Source organism: Staphylococcus sp. HMSC063A07, from assembly GCF_001836955.1.
Classification (GTDB): Bacteria; Bacillota; Bacilli; order Staphylococcales; family Staphylococcaceae; genus Staphylococcus; species Staphylococcus lugdunensis.
In genome coordinates this window covers 106,343-124,858 of record NZ_KV830905.1, presented here as the reverse complement: position 1 = coordinate 124,858, position 18,516 = coordinate 106,343, and the positions used below count along the sequence as shown (strand labels likewise).

Genomic DNA, 18,516 nt, shown 5'->3' with positions numbered 1-18,516 from the left:
ATATTGTCATTCAGTTTTCAATGTTCATTTTAAAAGCAATCTCTTTTATTATACTTACAATAACTTCAAAAGTCAATTGCTTTATGTCGTTTACTTAAATTATTATATTTCAATTTTATAAGGTTTTCAATGGTAAGTTTTACACCATTTCAATCTTCTTTAAAATTGCTTTACAATTGTTTTTCGACGACTTTTATATCTTATCAAGACTGTTTGTATAAGTCAATCATTAAATCGATATAAATTAAAATAATTATGTGTGCATAAAGTTAGATGTATTATAGCTCACAAATGAATATTCTATCATCTTTTATAAATAATGCAATAGAAAGAGGTGCACTTATAAAAATAAATTAAAGTGCACCTTAATTGATACATAATCACCGTTATTTTATAGTACTTGCAATCACCTTTTGTGCGATAGACGTATAAATTTTTCCTAGTCTATCATCTGGTTGATATATGGATGGTGAAAAATCTTTAGGATTCCATGATGGCTGTTCAAGTGGCAATTCGCCTAATAATTGTGTATTAAGTTCATCAGCTAACTTCATGCCGCCGCCTTTACCAAAGACATACTCTTTATTTCCTGTTTCTTTACTTTCAAAGTAACTCATATTTTCAATAACACCGATTATTGAATGTTCCGTATGCTTTGCCATTGCCCCAGCTCGTGCAGCGACAAATGCAGCAGTTGGATGTGGTGTCGTTACTATAATTTCCTTACTTGAAGGTAACATCGTATGGACATCTAGTGCAACATCTCCGGTGCCAGGAGGTAAATCTAGAATCAAGTAATCTAATTCTCCCCATTTTACTTCAGTAAAGAAATTCGTTAGCATCTTTCCAAGCATCGGACCGCGCCAAATAACGGGTGCATTTTCTTCAACGAAAAATGCCATTGAGATAACTTTCACACCATATCTTTCGACTGGAATTACTGTCTTTCCTTCAATGCCCGGTTTCTCATCAATTCCCATCATATCGGGGACACTAAAACCATATATATCAGCATCAACAAGACCTACTTTTTTCCCTTCTCTTGCTAAAGCAACTGCGAGATTTACAGCTACGGTTGATTTTCCTACGCCACCTTTACCAGAAGCAATGGCAATAAATTCTACTGGATTATCTTTTGACAATAAGCCTTCAATTGTATTAGGTTGCTCTTTAGTAGTTCCACGATATTGTTCTACAATTTCGTCCGGTAATTGTTCAAATCTTATTCCTACTGTATTTGCCCCATTTTCTTTCAATGTGTTGACAATTTTCATCTGAAGATCTAATTGTGTTTTTCCACCAAGTTGAGCCATAGCAACCTTCACGCTGACATGTTCGATTTCTTCTTTTATTTTTATTTCTTTAATGCCGTTGATTTCACTCAAGGGCACATTAAGTATTGGATCTTTAATTGCACCAACGAGCGCGCTTACTTTTTCTTCTGATAACAACTTTAATCCCCCTTTTAGTTGTTTTAATACTATTCATTATGTATTATTTTAACATTCGAATTCAGTATAAACGTTTTATAATTATAAAAAAAGCAGTTAGCTCAAGCCTTTACACTGAGCAAACTGCTAAATTTTATAATTTACGGCTATTGGTAGTCTTCTTTTCTTGAATAAAAAATGAGCATATAAATGCAATGATAATGAAAGCAGTTACGACCATAAATGCTAAATCTACTCCTGCCGCCACAGCTTGTCTTTGAGCTACTACCTTACTCGTTTCTTGAGAAATAGAAGATTGTATCCATTTAGCACCAATACTCATCAATGTTACCATTAGTCCAGTCCCCAGGGATCCAGCCATGACGCGTGCAAAATTCATAATAGCTGTTCCGTGCGAAATATCTTTATTGTCGAGCACGTTAATCCCTGTGGTATTAATTGGCATCATTAGTAAAGAGATTGCTACTAATCTTAACGCATAGATTATAACTAGAAACATATAAGATGAATCATACTGCAAGAAACATAATGGTAACGTAGCTAGTATGAGTAGAATAAATCCAGTATAAACGAGTGGTTTAAGACCATATTTATCATAAAACTTTCCAGTAAATATAGATAATATACCATTTAATATTGCGCCAGGCATAATGACCATACCTGATAAAAACGCAGACAATCCTAAACTATTTTGCACATATAATGGAATAAGTAATGCAGGACCGACATTCGTCATCATTAAAATCATAGAAGTAATCGTACTAAATGTAAAAACTCTACTTTTAAATACGCGCAAGTTTAAAATAGGATTATCGATGTGTAGCTGTCTATAAATAAAGATACCTACAATCGTGAGACCAATTACAAATGAAACTACGACTAATAAATTAGTAAATCCTAAGTTGCCCGCACTACTAAATGCATATAATATCAATCCAAAACCAAGTGTTGAATATATCACAGAACGCTTATCCAACATCGTATATTTAATGTCATTATAACTCGTTAAAGCGCTACATCCGAAAATAAAAATAACAGCTGAAATAGCCACAACTATTATGAATGGCACACGCCAACTCGTATTATCGATGATTAATCCCGAAAATGCAGGCCCTATCGCAGGTGCCATTTGAATGACTAAGCCAGCTAAACCCATGGCAAAACCTCTTTTTTCTTTTGAAAATAAAGAAAATAAGGTGAATTGCATCAAAGGCATGATAACGCCGGCTCCCATAGCTTGAACTACTCGGGCGATCATAAGCACTGCAAAATTAGGTGCAATTGCTGCAATAATAGAACCTAATAAAAATGTTCCCATAGAGGCAATGAATAAAGTCTTACTTTTAACTCTATCCATCAAGTATGCAGTCAGTGGAATCATTGTCCCATTAACTAGCATAAACCCCGTTACAAGCCATTGTGCTATATTTTCACTGATATTTAACTCTCGCATAATGTGAGGAAGTGCAGTATTTAACAGTGTTTGGTTAAGAATCGCGATGAATGCACTAAGTAACATTACTGCTACAATGATATTTCGTTTATGTTTAGATATCGATTCAGCCACCATATTACTTCCTTTCATCAAAGTAAACTATTTAATTATTTTTCCAATTTCTGTCTTATTAAACAAGGGTTTTGCTCACATTATGAGTTACGTTGATTTCTATTTAAATTTTCACTATCAGGATAAAAGACAATTTTACACATATATAAAAAGCCAATAATGAGCATAATTACCCAAAAATCTATTTTAATATATGCGTAGTTAATATGAATGACAAAGTAAAAAAGAATGGTTGTTACTACATATGATATGAGATGAAAGGTACCACCATTAAAATAATCATTTTCTGGTAATTTTTTTCTAAAATAGTCCATTAAATGTTCTATAGCAAAAAAGATAAAATAACCAAAAACAATGTAGCTACCATAATATATTAAATTGTCTATGAAACTTTTATCATAATCAAAACTTCCTAGATGAAAGTATATGAGCAAACGACTTAAACCAAACAGCCCAAACCCTAAGAAAGTTAAAAATACTGCTCCGGAGACAACAAAGACAGCAAAAACTAATAATGTTACTAATATGTTGTTATTAAATCGTTTCATTCTTTCTGCCTCCTCCTAAAATTATACAATAGTATTTTAACACTATTTAGTAGCTATTGATATGGAAAGACCGCCTATCATAATAGATAAACGGTCAGATGAAAATTAATCATGCTGTTCTTTATACGTCCATGACCATGAAATCATTAAAATAATCATTAATATAACAATACTTCCTAAAATGTTCTGTAAATTTGCTCCAAACAATCCATGTGTCGTTGCATATAAGTACCCCATCAAAGAAGAACCTACTGAGGAGCCCAAGTTTTTAGTCAGAGCATAAAATGACATCATTTTTTTCATATATATAGGACTTGTTTCTTCTTGCACGATTACACTATCCTTTGTATAAACAAATCCAAAGCTTAAACCAGCAAAAATCACCGCAGTCGCAATGAGCAATGGTAAATCTAAATTTAAATAGATAATTATACTCGCAACAAGTAGCACTGTAAACGCTCCAATATACAGCATTTTTCTACTACATAAATTTTCAATTTTAGCCAAATTAAAATTCAAAATAATCCAAGCTACAGATAAAGGAAATATGATGAAACCACTTTGCAATGGAGATAATCCCAAATGATCTTGCAAATAGATTGGAATATATAAATTATAGCCCATGAGCGAAAGTGCAATAACAAAGTCTGTAATAAATACTAACGTTATTGATCGATTAAATTCAACAATAGGTAAAAAAGGTTGCTTTATTTGCGCTTCAAATTTAAACAAACCGAACAATACAATGACAGCTAATAGAATACTTATAATATTTATTACTATCATATGTTGATAAAGTAGTCCTATCATTAATAACAAAATAAATATATAAAATAATGTAATGCCTTTAACATCAAAGTTAGACGCTTTAACTTCCTGTTCATTAGGAAAGTGGTAAGTTATAAAGACAAGTATAATAGCAATGATAGCAATAGGTATATTAATAAAAAATAGCCAATGCCATGTTGCAAATTCTAAAATGCCTCCCCCAAGTACAGGGCCAATAATACTAGAGACACCCCAAACACTACCAACTATACCCATAATTTTATATCTTAGAGGAATTTCAAATGCTAATTTTGGCACAATTTGAGTTAATGACATCATTACCCCTGCACCAAGTCCTTGAATAGCTCTTGACGTAATTAAAAATGCAAATGTTGGACTAAGGCCAGACATTAAACTTCCAAGACCAAATAAAAATAATCCTGTTGCAGCTATGTATATAATTTTGTATCTAGTCAGCAATTCTCCAACAATAGGATTGGCTATTACAAGAGCAACAAAATATATTGTAAAAACTAATGATATATTGTTTCCAGCATGGAGGTCTTCTCTTATAGTAGGCATGGCTAAAGAAATAATCGAAGTTTCAATTGCAGCCATAAACATTGTTAAAATCAGGGCAACAACCACACCAATTGATTTTAATCTCATATTAGATACCTCCCTTTCTTTCAAAATATTGCCTATATATATTATCAATGTTTGTAATTAAAGTATATATCACTGCTTAATTATCTTCTTAAAAATATAAAAAATAAGACTGATGGCCTATATGCTAAGACCACCAATCTGTTAATTTATATTATTTATTACATAAAATAGAGGATAGCAATCAAATGGAAAAGTGACGCAAGTACAATAAATAGATGCCATATCATATGAAAATAATTTCTATTCTTTTGAGCATAAAACCAGGCGCCAATAGAATACGCAACTCCACCTAGAAATATAAATAAAATAAACCAAAGCGATGTTCTCATTAAAATGATAGGAAGAAAAATGACGCCTACCCATCCCATTACAAGATATACGATTAAGCTTAATTTAGGATTAACACGGGTCGCAATTGATTTGTATAGAATACCCCAGATGGTTGTTCCCCATAATAAAGTGAATACGGCCCAGCCAATCCATCCTCCTACAACATGTAAAAGAACTGGCGTATACGTCCCTGATATTGCAACATAAATCATACTGTGGTCGATAATCCTCAACACATATTTATGAATACTATTATTTTTCATTGTGTGATAAATGGTTGATGATATAAACATTAAGAAAATGCTAATAACAAAAATTGAAACACTTAAAGACTGTAGTGCACCACCATCATTATAACTATGCACTGCTGCATAAGGTAAGATAAGCAACGTCAGAAATGCTGCAACTCCGTGCGAAACAGCATTACCTATTTCTTCTCCAAATGTTAGTGGGATGATGTCTTTAAAACTTTCTACTACTGAATCCTTTGACTTCTTAATTGATATGTGAGGCATCTCTATATCACCGTCCTATGAAATAATATTCATTCGTTCTAAATCAGCTGTCGCTGTAGCTACACTATCTTTACCTTCTTTATTCTTCAACGGTGAAAACTCTTCATCGCGTTCAACTTGTAACGTGATAAAGCTTGTTGCATAACGGAATATATCAAAATAAAATAATTCGAATTTAAGCGTTGGCTTTTCAACTATACCAAAATCTTCATCTAACTGTTTTAAATTTTTAATAGCTAAATGATAAGGTAAATCATAGTTAACAGCTTGATTAATAAAAGCAAGTTTAAATGCATGTATACCAATATTGGCATTATTAAGCTTATTTGCCAATTGCTCATCTAACTCTGAATATTCTAGCACGGTATCTTTACAATCTTTATTAACTAAACGTCCAACACTTTCGCCTTGCTTAGGCTGAATAGATTTAGTTGTTATGTCTAAATCGTGCACAACAGTGAAACCAGCAAATAGCGGATCAAGTACTTTCACTAATACATTATCTATATTATTTAAGAAAATATATTTAACGCCATTATCCATCATCTGATCTAAATACCCGGCTTTTTTCAGTGATTTAAACACCCCCCCATTACCATTTGGTGTTTCCATAATATAGCCTTGTTTATTAAGAACCAGCTGACCTTGCTCACTCAACGCTACCATGTTGTCTTGTTTGAAGAAATGGACATTTTCAGCATTAAAACCAAAGAATTGATGATCTTCAAAATATGTAACTGTAGCCTCATGATTAATATCACTTGTCATGATATACCAGTGAATTAAATGTCCAGTTTGATGTTGTAATTTCAATAATTGACGTGCTTGCAATTCAAATAGACTTATTCCTTTAATTTCAAAAGAACCTTTAGGACCTTGATAACCTAACCTTGTGCCTTGTCCCCCAGCCATTAATAATACCGCAAACTCACCATTTCTTATTGCTTCTATACCTTTTTGCTCATATGCATGTTTATCTTTATCATTCATAGCTGCTTGATTTACATAATTAATCTCTGAAATATCATTAATATCATCTATTTGTCGTCGATTAACATATAGATCTTGATATAATGCTTGTATTTCAGCCAAATCTAATGAATCAACCTTCTCCTCTAATTGCTCTTTTTCATTATTACTCATTAATTTTTCATATTCACATAAATGTGCTTGATTATATTTTTCAAGTTTATTTTTATCCAAAATGCTAATACGCTCCTTATGTAAATTACATATCAAATGCTGCTATTGATTACAACATTGTCAATAATAATTTATATTCATTTCAAATCACATCATAATATAAAACGCTTTGGAAGCGGAACAGAATCCATTATGAATTTGTTGTGCTGCCCTGGCAAGGTTGACTTGCATTGAAAAAAGCTTAGTATTAGCGTATTTTCAATCTTAGTCAACTACTACCAAGATTTAGTTCATAACTTAAAACATAATGATGTCCCTAGCTCATGCAAAGTATTTTCCTATATAAAAGAAAAAATCCTCAAATGCGGGTTGAAATAAAGTATATGCTGCACCGACTGTTAACGCAGTAGCCAGTGATAAATCCATCCATCCCCCTGTTTTCACGGTAATTGGAAAGTGAATATTCTGAGGAAGTGGATAAAATAATTGAACTCCTCTAGGTGTTAACATATCTAGTATAACATGAGATAGCAATCCCCCGATAATTGAAACTAAATAATACAATGGACTATGAATTAAGACAAGCGCAGATGCAATTAAAAAAACGAATATAAGCGAGTGTGTGAAAGTGCGATGACCAAAAAGTAATCTTATTATAAAACTTATTAATTTTAATCTTCTTCCAATTTTACTTCTCATATGGCATATATCTGGCAATAAACTTGCCATTGTAGCTAAACACATGACAGTAACAGTAGTAAATATATCTGTTTGATAATACTGTGTTGTCCATGCTCCTACTAAAAGACCACACGATGCATGTGTCTTTCCCGTCATAGTTCACACTCCCTTTTCTTTCAAATATAATAGCATAATTTGACCCTAAAAGCGAACATACTTTCGCTCATATAATTAGTATGTCACAAATTTAAAAAAGTATCACATAAATACTTGAAAACGATTGCAATTTGCATTATTATTAAATTACAAATTGTTAAAAGGAAGTGTTCTATAATGGCAATGACAGTAAAAAAAGATAATAATGAAGTTAGAATTCAATGGCGTGTTGCAGATATTAAAATTCCAACACAAGATATTAAAAACATTTCACAAGACCAAGATATACATGCTGTTCCTGAATTAGATGAGAAAAATATTTCTCGCATTGGATCTACATTCGGTAAAACAAATCGCGTTATTATAGATACTAACGATCACGAATATATTATTTATACACATAACGATCAAAAAGTTTATAACGAACTTACAAAATAACATTTTATAAATTAGCATAGAAGCATTTAGAGCAGTCTGAGACATCATTATGTTTTAGACTATGAACTATATGGCAGCAGTTGACGGGGCGGGGCTACGAATTCATAATGAATTCTGTCCCGCTCCCCTCATTTTACGTTAATTTAATAAATAACTTCCATTCATAAAAAAAGCATACGTAGTTAAAGCCTTATCAGCTTTTTTACGTATGCTTTTACAATTTTTATAACTCATTTTATTATAAAAATAAATGTGCCATTAAAGAAATAATTGGTAACGTAATCAATGTTCTTATTAAGAAAATCATAAATAACTTCCCTACACTTACTGGTATTTTAGAACCTAAAATAACACCGCCAACCTCAGATAAATAGATAAGTTGAGAAATACTTAAAGCACCTACGACAAATCGAGTTATTTCACTATGAGCACCTTGAATTAATATTGAAGGTAAAAACATATCCGCGAAACCAATTATCAAGGTTTGTGATGCTGCAGCAGCTTCCGGAATTTGTAAAATATTTAATAATGGAATAAATGGTTTTCCAATAAATTCAAATACCGGTGTGTAATTAGCAATTATAGTCGCTATTGTTCCGATTGCCATAACCACCGGAAGTACAACAAACCACATATCAATAACCGTTTTAAAGCCAGATTTGAAAAAATTAATAAAACCAGGCGCGTTTAAACCTACTTTCGTCGCTTCTTCTAAGCCATAGCCTAAAGCACTTTTACCCTCTGGCAAATCTTCATCATGAATTGAACCGTTCGTATCTTTAGCATATTCATCTGGAATTGTGTTTAACGGCCAAATTCTTGGCATAATAACAGCTGCAATTAAACATGAAAGTATGACAGATGAATAAAATAATAAGAACCTAGATTCCATGCCAACCGTTCCAGCTATAACAATTGCAAATGTAATAGAAACAACACTAAACGTTGTTGAAATTACAGTTGCCTCTCTTTTTGAGTAAATACCTTTTTCATATTGTTTACTGGTAATGAGCACTCCCACAGTACCATCTCCAATAAATGAGGCCAAGTTATCTACTGTTGAACGACCAGGTAAAGTAAACAATGGTCTCATGACCGGTCTAAACACAGGCCCTAAAAATTCTAACAAGCCATAGTCCATTAAAAATGGTAAAAATAATGCTGCAAAGAAAAAAACTGCAACCAATGTAGGTAATAAATCGGAAAATATTAATCCACCTGTTTCATTTGAATAAATCACATGAGAGCCAAATTTAAAATAAGTCATCCAGACAAAACATACTGCTAATACTCTTAATATAAGCCAGCCCCATTTAACATTAAAAGCACTGTACATTAACCCTTCTGGATTCAATTTATTCTTATAGAATGTAGAACATAAAATAGATAATATCCCAGAAAGCGTAACAATAAACAAGATGATTAGCGGCATGGCCTCTCCTAATAGAGATTTAAGTGCGCCTGCTAAATAAGCAACCGGTAACGTTGTGGTTTTTTGACCATCTTGTACAACTGGTACTGGAATTAAAAATAAAATGATACCTATGATGGACATCACAATAAACTTTGCGCGACCTCTAATAATTTCTTTCTTCGAATAACCTTCCATTTAAACACCTTTTCTATTTATATATTGTGTCTACTATATACATTCATTTTGCATTTAGAGTCTAAACAATCCCCATAAAGCAATTAATAATTTTTGTAAATGCATTTTTATGAAATTTTTCGTATTAATAAACTATATCTTATTTTACCTAAATCTTCAATACCTAAAAAAAGATTGAAATAATATGTCACAAATTGTTACATCCATAAATGTTAAACATTAGATATTACAAATTGCTAAATACTATTTCAATCTCTTAAGTGATTATAATTTTTTCAATAAAAATAGGAAATATGGCACGCCAATAATTGCTATTATGACACCTACTGGGATATCTAAAGGTGGATGTATGCCTCTGGCTAAAGCATCACTGAATAAAATAAGTGCTGCACCTATAAGACCAGACATCAAAACAATATGCAAATAGCGTTGTCCGACAATTGAACGCGCAATATGCGGTGCAATTAATCCTAGAAAACTAATACCACCCACTACTGAAATCGATGCACCTGCAAGAACTACAGATAATATCAGTAATGTCATTTTTAAACCTTTTACTTTGGCACCTAATGCGATTGCCAACTGATCTCCCAAATTTAAAATATCAAGTTGATAACTTAAAATTAAAATCAGTGGAATTGCAATGATAAACCATGGAAAAATCGCCAATACATTTTCAATCGTATGCCCATATAAGCTACCAGTTAGCCATAATAAAGCATTATTTGCATCCATAGGATTTCGTATTAGTAGAAACTGTACAATTGCTGTACAAATCGCACCAATTGCTAATCCAATAAGTGCTAAACTAGACCCTTTTACATTAAATCTAGATATGAGAATAGACAAAATCAAACTAATACATAGCGCACCGATAAATGAACCCACTGGTAATAAAAACAAGGGTGCTGATGGAAAAACCATTATAAGTATAACCGCAGCTAAACTTGCACCTTTAGAGATACCGATAACATCTGGAGATGCTAACGGATTTCTAACTACACCTTGAATTATCGCACCTGAAATCGCTAGACTGCAGCCAACGAGTAAACCTAATAATGTTCTTGGAATACGATATTCATTTAAAATAAAGTCATCAAAAGTGAACATATGTTTTAACGCATAAATGGGTGAAAACATAGTAGAACCGACACATAAGCTACTGACAAATGCAATCAATAGCACAATCAGCACAAAAGTATAACGTCGAATTAGTACTTTTTTAGTCAATTCTTTTCACCCCTTTTAACGTAAATAATAGGAAGTATATAGCGCCGACAAACGACGTCACAATACCTACTGGAGACTCAAATGGAAATGTAATAAGTCTACTTAGTACATCGGAAAGCAGTAATAAATCGGCACCAATGATAAACGTTAAAGGAATTAATACTGAATAATTTTGTCCTACATAGTGTTTAACAATATGAGGTACAATTAATCCGATAAATCCGATTGGCCCAACAATAGACACAGACGTACCTGCAAGTACAACGATTAATAAACCAGCTATAATGCGAACTAACTGTGTTTTTTGACCCAATCCTTTGGCGATGTCATCTCCTAGCTCCATAATACTAAGCTGTCTACTAATCATCAATGTAACAACCACCGCAACAATAATCCATGGAACAACTGCCAATAATTGCGTCCATTTTAAACCATTTAATGAACCTACAAGCCAAAACATTACTGTATCGTTTGAATCTTCATTTAATAAAATGATACCTTGCGTTAAGCTGCTAAAAAAGAGATGAATTGCCATTCCAGCAAGCGCTAGTTTAACGGGTGTGATTTGACGTGTCGATCCGGATAAAACATATACCGTTAAACCACCTAAAAATGCGCCTAAAAATGCTAATGGTGTCGCAAAATTTCCTAATGAAGGCACTAATACTGTTACTAATACAACAACAAATGAAGCGCCTGCGTTCACGCCGAAAATTTGAGGTGAAGCTAGCGGATTTCTAGTCATTGCCTGCATTAGCAAACCTGCGAGTGCCAATGCACCACCTATAATTAAGCCCCCAATCATTCGAGGCATTCTTACATTATGAATTAAAAATGTAGCTCTTGATTCATGTGTCGTAAAAAAATAATCTATCACATCGTGAAAATGTATTTTGGATGATCCAACCGCTAAATTAAAGTAGATACAAATAAAAAGAAAGCACAAGCTCACCACATAGGTGAGCATAGTGCGTTTCTTGTTTTGTTTTTCGATAGCGGATTGACTAGATAGTTTTGTCATAGTCTTTCCTTACCACCTTACTTTTGCTCTTTCGTTGATAAATCTACAATTTCTTTCGCCATTTGTTCTGAAGAAATTAAACCACGTGCACGTGCCCATAAGTCTCTATCTACAACATCAACACGATTATGTTTAACTGCATCTAATTTTTTCCAGACTGGATCTTTTTGGAATTCTTTATATGATGGTTCTTCTGGACTTGCTTTATCTGTCATGATAAACATTCTTTGTGGATTAACATCTGCAAGTGTTTCTGAATTTAATTTCAAATATGGTCCTTGTAAATATTTACTTAAACCTTTCGTTACATCATCATTTAGTGCTTCTTTGAAACCTAACTCACCTAAAAGTTGTCCAACATATGAGCTACTAGGGTGTGCTAGTAAACCTGATTTAGATGCAACAGCAGGTAATACTTTTTCATTTTTGTCAAATTTGATTTGCTTTTTATATTCTGCCATTAATTTATTATGTTTGTCTAAGCGTTTTTGACCTTGTTTTTCTTTATTCAATGCTTTGGCAATCGTTTTATAAGCGTTTATGTTTTCTTTATAGTCCCCATCAAAGCTTTTCAACATCACTGTTGGTGCAATTTTATTTAATTCTTTATAAATACCTTTATGACGCTGACTATCAGCAATAATTACATCGGGTTTTGTTTTACTAATTTCTTCTAAATTAGGCTGTTTACGTGTCCCTACTGATGTATAGCCTTTGATTTTATCACGTAATGGTTTGATTATGCGATTTGGTTTGTTATCATCTGCCACACCCACCGGTTTAACATCTAAAGCAGCAAGTGCGTCAATGAATGAGTATTCTAGGACTACTACACGTTTTGCATCTTTAGGGACCTTGACATTACCTTGTTCTGTTTTAACTTCAATCGTATCTTTTGAAGACGATTTTTTATTAGAACTACTTGATCCATTATCACTGACATTGCCACAAGCAGCAGCAGTTACTAATAAAAACAGTAGCCCAATGATACTTATGTATTTCCAAGCCTTCATTCCATGTCACTCCTTAATTATAGTATTTACATTATATAGTGTATTGATAACGATTATCAATGTCAACCTAATTTTATTAAAATTTATATAGAGAAAATATGTTGTGTAAATACAAATGTTATTTATTTTATCTAAAATATTTCCTATTGATTAAAGACTGAAACAAGGATAAGTCAAGCATAGATTCTGGTAAAACAGTCTGGGACAGAATTCCTAGAAAAATACTGAGCGGGACAGAATTCATAATGAATTCGTAGTCCCGCCCCGACAAGGTTGACTAGGATTGAAAAAATTTGGTATAAGCTTATTTTCAATCCAGTCAACAACTAACAATGGAAACTTCAACATTAATCCGTTACATTATTTACAGATATAAGTCTTAATATAACAGTTTCTGTTACTGTTTATGTTCTTAAACATATGACAATCAAACTAATTATCACAATTTATACCAATCATATCCTTTATTGGTCTGCTTCTTAATTTTTTAGATGTTGATGGTGTTGATGACATTGTCGCATCGTATTTTTATCAAAATTTGCAATTAACGCATTTATAAGGTCATCATTTACATAATTCTTTTCTAAATGGCGCATATACATTGACTGGGTTAGTGCTTCATGACCTAAAGTAAAGGTTATGGTATCACCTAATTGATAGCCATCTTGATTATTTAAGTCAATCATTAAATAGTCGCTTGATGCACCTATAATTTTCAATTCTTTATCCATCGGTTGAATGTTGTTAGTCACTGTATCTATATAACCAATATTGACGATAGCTTGTAAATATGACTGCTTTGTCTCCATATTTACTCTTGGCTTAATTTCGATAATTTGCGCTTCTAACGTAATCGCATGTTGATATAAATTAGGCATAGGCTGACCTGACGTAGTATTTTCACCCCTAAATAATGTATCACCAATGCGTAGGTCATTAATTTTTCCTAAGTCATTATACATTAATTGTGGCAACATACTGGAATTGCCCCCAGAGATAAGTTTTAAACGATATCCAAGTTCTTTCTCTACCGCACAAATAAATTGATTCATCGTAAAAATATCATCATCACTAGGTGCCTCAGATTTAAAACTCATAAAATTAAATGCCAAGCCAATAACTTTGATATGTTTTAAAGACATAATTTCATGTAAATATTGCAACACATCATAGGTTAAAACACCTTCACGTCCATCTTTCCAGTCCACCATCAACACAATTTGATGCGTAGTCCCTAAGGTCTGTGCAACCTCATTTAAACGATATATTGACGTTAGTTCTGTTTGAACACTTATCTTAACATGCTGAATAATCTCTTTATCACAGTCTTCTGCATGGGATTTCAACAGGATAAAATTTACATCTGGATCACCAAATCGCTGAATATTAGCTAACCTTGAATCTGCTATTTCAGTTAATCCTACTTGCTTCAAAACCTTCAAAATTTCACGATCACCTGCAATCGCTGTGACAACTGGTGTAAAGTTAATATCTTTTGAAGCTAAAAAAGACTGCAATACTTGAGCATTATATTTAATTTTAGCTAAATTAATATTCAATTTAGGCATGAGCTACACCTCACTTTCTAATGGATTATCAAATTCTATACATTTTTCACGTGCAAGTTCAGGATATAGGTATTGTTGAAATGAGGAATGATCTTTAACTTTCGCTCCAAAAAACACCTTTTTTAAAATATCTGCATGTGGTCTAGTGTCATCTATTGCCGTATAAATCACTTGCTGAACAATGCCGTATAAACCATGTTCTGTAATACCTTCATATTGTGTAAAATGATGAACTAATTCTGCAAGATGATACTGTATAACCGTTCGTTGTAAGTTAGCGACAACTTCTTCGATTGAAGCACTGTATATATCATGATGCATCAGTCTTAAATCTGAGAATTGTTGACATAGTGATGGCATATGAATACTTATTCCATTTATATCTCTAAAAATAAATTTCATTTGATAATCATTGCCTAAATGTACAATGATATTTTGCATGCTAGCATCTAATGCTACCCCATAATCTTGGATAACATTAATTAATGGCGTCAATAAAGTATCACTATATGAAGAAATAAGATGTATCACACTTTCTTGTGTGACGCCGTTACCAAGCCATTCTAAATAGCTATCAATAACTGTATGTTGATCAACCGGATTAGTATTAACTAAACTTGAAGAAACAATAGTAGATCCTGGTTCAAAGATAGCTGGCTTCTGATTGACACTACAAGCTAATTGGCTTGAATGTTCAATATCTGCCTTTACATGTGATACAAAAGGCTTACATGTAACTTCTAAGTCAGAATCATCCTTAAAGATATGTTGCAAAATTTGAGTTATTTTTGGTGCATCTTCCATAGTTATAAAACAATCTCTACGAATTGAATGAATATCTCGAACATCAACTGATACTTCAACTTGATACGGTTGATGTATTAAATCTAATGTCTTAAATGATTCAGTAGCTTTAGCTTCAATTGTTAAAGGCGTTGGCAACAACCAGTTTTCACTAACCCATGATTCAAAAAATTTTGCAATGACATGCTTATATTGCCATGGATGGACAATCATAACTCGATAGCGATCCAATTTAAGACCCAACGGTTCAATATAGCGCTTAAGTTTACTTCGATATTGAGGAATAACTTGATTTAGAATAAACTGACTATCGTTATTTATTGTAGCTGTCTTGATTTTATCTTGATGCACGAGCATTATCGGTAAATGAATTGTTTTTTCAAATTCTGCCGTATATTTTTTTACTGCCTCTATGGACATAGGTAATTTCATTTTCTCAAGCGGATGAAGCGTTAGCCCTTCAGTCACTAAACTTTCAGAATACATCAAATCTTGCGTGACACCATTATCAGCTAAATGCTGTAACCAAGTAAAAAAATTTAATGCCTCTGGTAATCTAGCAAACGTCATACTTTGAGTAATTACATCGTGTCGATGTTCAAAATGTTTATAACTTTCAATTAAACAATCTCTGCTATGGATAAATTCTTTAGAAAGTTTTGTAGATATTTTTATACTAAAAGAATCTCTTAATATATCAATCAGTTGTTCAACTGACATGATTGAATTCTTATGATTACCACATTGATAAATAATATCTTGTGTGAACTCAAACCGTTGAAATGAACTTTTTCTAATGACAGTCATATAAAGTACATGACAATGATATTGAATTTCTAGTTGCTGAGGGCTTTCTGTAATCATAGTACCTTGTGCAAAAAGACGTTCTTTGATTAAAGTATTCATAAGTCGAAATTGGATATTTTTATCAGCACGCACCTTAATGTGATGTTTTATCATGCCCTGCCTCCATCCATTTACTTCATTATAGTTTTATCTATGTATATCAATTGTTCAATTGATAATAATTATCATTATCACTAACATGGATTATACAAATAAAATGCTTATTTGTAAAATTTTTTCATATCAAGTATTGAAGTAATCACACCAAATTTTTTGTACACAAAAACGCGCTTCGATTTTACCTATCGAAGCGCGTAATATTATTTATTTAATGATAACTTATTGTAAGCCTTGTCTCTCTTTATTATTGTTATCATTGTTTTTTTCATTTTTTTGTTGCCATTCTTTTTTAGTCATAACGTCATCAACTTGCATATTCACTTCAACAACGTCTAAACCAGTAATATATTTTACTTGTTCTTTAACTAAATCAGTGACTTTACGGAAAATTTTAGGTGCAGATTCACCATATTCTAGAATAACTTTTAAATCTACAGCTGCTTGTTTTTCTCCAACTTCAACTGATACGCCAGTAGTAACATTGTTTCCACTTGAGAACGCATTAGAGAAACTATCAGCAATGCCACCTTTCATATCTAGAATACCTTTGACTTCACGAGCTGCAATTCCGGCAATTTTTTCAACAACTTCATCGGAAAATGTTAATTTATTTTCAAATTGTGGTTCTTGATTTTGTTGTGCTTGTTTTTGTTGCTCTTGTCTTTCTTTTTCGTTAACACCCGTTTGATTATCATATGCTTGTTTAGCTTTGTTATTATCTACAGTCATAGTCATTCTCCTTTTAATTTTATTTGATTTAATAATTGATGAATTTTTTCACTTCGTTTATTTTGTTAACTCCATCTATTTAAAAAATTCATAAAATCTTGAGTACGGTCTTTAATATACCCAATGCCAATACCTATTAAACATAAGACAATGATTAAAATTGTCTTCCAGAATCCTAAAGTTAGGAATAAAATTGCTATGAGTAAAAAGGCAAAGAATCCAATGATACGCCATTTATATGCTTTAATCATATTAATAATGTGTTGGCTAGAATCTTGTCCATTATGATTATTATTGTCAGCCATATTATCCCTCCCTTACAATACGCGAGGACCAGATGTTTTTTGGTCTCTCACATTTACTTCTAATTTTCTTACTGGAATTTCGGCAAAATATTCAATGTTTTGCTTAATGTCTGAACGAATACCTTCAACTAAAGAAGTTGCCTGAACATCATTCGGTACTAAGAAATCCGTTTTAACATCGATATAAGATTTGTCTTTTTTGTTATATAGCTTTGTAATCACATTAGGTTGTCTAACTTGGTCATAATTTTTTAGAGTGTCATAAGCTGTGCGTTCAATTGCTTTTCTTGAGATGTATACATGACCATCATCAAAATCTTTATATAAGCCAGGTTTTCTATAGGTTGGTTTAAAAATGCTAAATACTAAAATTAAACCAATCAATATTAAAAACGCAGCTAATCCAATTAATAGTGGTTGGAACCAATTGAATTGTAAGAAATAGTCTTGATATTCTGAAATACGACTATCTTGTATATACATAAACAAGAGGAAGCCAACAATAACCACTATTAATAGGCCGAGGATGAAATTTTTCAATCTTTTCACCTCAAAGCACCTCCTTAGCTATTGTTGTATGAATTATTTATTATGGTTTACCCTTAATTAAATTTAAAAAACATTAATACATTCTATAAAAACATTTTTCTAAATTTATTATTAAGAGTAATTTATTTCCACCTTATGATTATTCCCAATTTTTTGATTTGAAAACCTTTTATTACTAAATATTAATGACAATATGATAAATATTTTGATTAGGCTTATATTGTCTGCCGTTTTAGAACACACAAATCATTTATATTTAGAGATTAAATGCTTGATAATGGTTATTAAAAAACATTCCTTTTTTTGTTCAAAAAAATACCATGAAGCATTAGGATTTGCGTCTAACACTTCATGGTTCCAAACAGCCCAAAACAAATTTATTTTTTAAGCTATGAACTAAATATTGTAGTTGACTAGGATGGAAAATACGCTGATACCAAGCTTTTTTCAATCCTA

Annotated in this window: 17 protein-coding genes; 1 reads left to right on the top strand and 16 read right to left on the bottom strand. The window is 32.2% G+C overall.

The window, feature by feature from the left end; genetic code table 11:
- Positions 1-386: 386 nt before the first annotated feature.
- The 7 genes from HMPREF2597_RS01845 to HMPREF2597_RS01815 form a co-directional block, all read right to left on the bottom strand.
- Entirely contained in the window at positions 387-1,451 is a 1,065-nt protein-coding gene (locus HMPREF2597_RS01845; RefSeq protein ID WP_002459975.1) for an Mrp/NBP35 family ATP-binding protein, read from the bottom strand.
- A gap of 133 nt (positions 1,452-1,584) precedes the next feature.
- Positions 1,585-3,021: an MDR family MFS transporter gene (locus HMPREF2597_RS01840; protein WP_002478928.1), complete on the bottom strand. Its 1,437-nt coding sequence runs from the start codon at positions 3,019-3,021 to the stop codon at positions 1,585-1,587.
- A 77-nt stretch (positions 3,022-3,098) separates the two neighbouring features.
- On the bottom strand, positions 3,099-3,566 hold the full coding sequence (locus HMPREF2597_RS01835; protein ID WP_002478927.1) for a SepA family multidrug efflux transporter: 468 nt from the start codon (positions 3,564-3,566) through the stop codon (positions 3,099-3,101).
- A gap of 105 nt (positions 3,567-3,671) precedes the next feature.
- Positions 3,672-5,003 (bottom strand): multidrug efflux MFS transporter SdrM, encoded by a 1,332-nt coding sequence (gene sdrM, locus HMPREF2597_RS01830; RefSeq protein WP_002478926.1) that lies wholly within the window; start codon positions 5,001-5,003, stop codon positions 3,672-3,674.
- A 158-nt stretch (positions 5,004-5,161) separates the two neighbouring features.
- On the bottom strand, positions 5,162-5,848 hold the full coding sequence (locus HMPREF2597_RS01825; protein WP_002459981.1) for a PAQR family membrane homeostasis protein TrhA: 687 nt from the start codon (positions 5,846-5,848) through the stop codon (positions 5,162-5,164).
- A 15-nt stretch (positions 5,849-5,863) separates the two neighbouring features.
- Positions 5,864-7,054, bottom strand: coding sequence for a UTP--glucose-1-phosphate uridylyltransferase (locus tag HMPREF2597_RS01820; RefSeq protein WP_037540597.1), 1,191 nt, complete (start codon positions 7,052-7,054; stop codon positions 5,864-5,866).
- Between the two features lie 258 nt (positions 7,055-7,312).
- A complete protein-coding gene (locus HMPREF2597_RS01815) occupies positions 7,313-7,828 on the bottom strand; it encodes a metal-dependent hydrolase (protein ID WP_002478924.1) in 516 nt (171 codons plus the stop codon).
- A 177-nt stretch (positions 7,829-8,005) separates the two neighbouring features.
- On the opposite strand from HMPREF2597_RS01815, the gene HMPREF2597_RS01810 reads away from it, so the two are divergent.
- Entirely contained in the window at positions 8,006-8,266 is a 261-nt protein-coding gene (locus tag HMPREF2597_RS01810) for a SunI/YnzG family protein (RefSeq protein ID WP_002459987.1), read from the top strand.
- 238 nt (positions 8,267-8,504) lie between these two features.
- Here the strand turns inward: HMPREF2597_RS01810 and HMPREF2597_RS01805 are convergent, their stop codons facing one another.
- The 9 genes from HMPREF2597_RS01805 to amaP form a co-directional block, all read right to left on the bottom strand.
- The gene (locus HMPREF2597_RS01805; RefSeq protein WP_002478923.1) at positions 8,505-9,875 is read right to left on the bottom strand and encodes a YjiH family protein; all 1,371 of its coding nucleotides are present in this window, start codon (positions 9,873-9,875) and stop codon (positions 8,505-8,507) included.
- A 264-nt stretch (positions 9,876-10,139) separates the two neighbouring features.
- Positions 10,140-11,105 carry a FecCD family ABC transporter permease gene (locus HMPREF2597_RS01800; RefSeq protein WP_002478922.1) on the bottom strand — a complete coding sequence of 322 codons (966 nt, stop codon included), beginning with the start codon at positions 11,103-11,105 and terminating at the stop codon, positions 10,140-10,142.
- Entirely contained in the window at positions 11,098-12,126 is a 1,029-nt protein-coding gene (locus HMPREF2597_RS01795) for a FecCD family ABC transporter permease (RefSeq protein WP_002492231.1), read from the bottom strand. The genes HMPREF2597_RS01800 and HMPREF2597_RS01795 overlap by 8 nt, the downstream gene beginning before the upstream one ends.
- Positions 12,127-12,143: 17 nt before the next feature.
- On the bottom strand, positions 12,144-13,139 hold the full coding sequence (locus tag HMPREF2597_RS01790; protein WP_012990779.1) for an ABC transporter substrate-binding protein: 996 nt from the start codon (positions 13,137-13,139) through the stop codon (positions 12,144-12,146).
- Between the two features lie 479 nt (positions 13,140-13,618).
- On the bottom strand, positions 13,619-14,707 hold the full coding sequence (locus HMPREF2597_RS01785) for an alanine racemase (protein ID WP_002478919.1): 1,089 nt from the start codon (positions 14,705-14,707) through the stop codon (positions 13,619-13,621).
- A gap of 3 nt (positions 14,708-14,710) precedes the next feature.
- Complete coding sequence (locus HMPREF2597_RS01780; RefSeq protein ID WP_070817120.1) at positions 14,711-16,471, bottom strand: IucA/IucC family protein; 1,761 nt, start codon at positions 16,469-16,471, stop codon at positions 14,711-14,713.
- 225 nt (positions 16,472-16,696) lie between these two features.
- A complete protein-coding gene (locus tag HMPREF2597_RS01775; protein WP_002478917.1) occupies positions 16,697-17,206 on the bottom strand; it encodes an Asp23/Gls24 family envelope stress response protein in 510 nt (169 codons plus the stop codon).
- A gap of 65 nt (positions 17,207-17,271) precedes the next feature.
- Positions 17,272-17,511 (bottom strand): DUF2273 domain-containing protein, encoded by a 240-nt coding sequence (locus HMPREF2597_RS01770; protein ID WP_002459996.1) that lies wholly within the window; start codon positions 17,509-17,511, stop codon positions 17,272-17,274.
- Positions 17,512-17,523: 12 nt separating this feature from the next.
- A complete protein-coding gene (amaP, locus tag HMPREF2597_RS01765) occupies positions 17,524-18,060 on the bottom strand; it encodes an alkaline shock response membrane anchor protein AmaP (protein WP_002459998.1) in 537 nt (178 codons plus the stop codon).
- Positions 18,061-18,516 lie beyond the last annotated feature (456 nt).

Coding starts and splice junctions, on each gene's coding strand:
- HMPREF2597_RS01840 (WP_002478928.1), bottom strand. CDS start 3,021: ATGGTGGCTGAATCGATATCTAAACATAAACGAAATATCATTGTAGCA.
- HMPREF2597_RS01835 (WP_002478927.1), bottom strand. CDS start 3,566: ATGAAACGATTTAATAACAACATATTAGTAACATTATTAGTTTTTGCT.
- sdrM (WP_002478926.1), bottom strand. CDS start 5,003: ATGAGATTAAAATCAATTGGTGTGGTTGTTGCCCTGATTTTAACAATG.
- HMPREF2597_RS01825 (WP_002459981.1), bottom strand. CDS start 5,848: ATGCCTCACATATCAATTAAGAAGTCAAAGGATTCAGTAGTAGAAAGT.
- HMPREF2597_RS01815 (WP_002478924.1), bottom strand. CDS start 7,828: ATGACGGGAAAGACACATGCATCGTGTGGTCTTTTAGTAGGAGCATGG.
- HMPREF2597_RS01810 (WP_002459987.1), top strand. CDS start 8,006: ATGGCAATGACAGTAAAAAAAGATAATAATGAAGTTAGAATTCAATGG.
- HMPREF2597_RS01805 (WP_002478923.1), bottom strand. CDS start 9,875: ATGGAAGGTTATTCGAAGAAAGAAATTATTAGAGGTCGCGCAAAGTTT.
- HMPREF2597_RS01795 (WP_002492231.1), bottom strand. CDS start 12,126: ATGACAAAACTATCTAGTCAATCCGCTATCGAAAAACAAAACAAGAAA.
- HMPREF2597_RS01790 (WP_012990779.1), bottom strand. CDS start 13,139: ATGAAGGCTTGGAAATACATAAGTATCATTGGGCTACTGTTTTTATTA.
- HMPREF2597_RS01785 (WP_002478919.1), bottom strand. CDS start 14,707: ATGCCTAAATTGAATATTAATTTAGCTAAAATTAAATATAATGCTCAA.
- HMPREF2597_RS01780 (WP_070817120.1), bottom strand. CDS start 16,471: ATGATAAAACATCACATTAAGGTGCGTGCTGATAAAAATATCCAATTT.
- HMPREF2597_RS01775 (WP_002478917.1), bottom strand. CDS start 17,206: ATGACTGTAGATAATAACAAAGCTAAACAAGCATATGATAATCAAACG.
- HMPREF2597_RS01770 (WP_002459996.1), bottom strand. CDS start 17,511: ATGGCTGACAATAATAATCATAATGGACAAGATTCTAGCCAACACATT.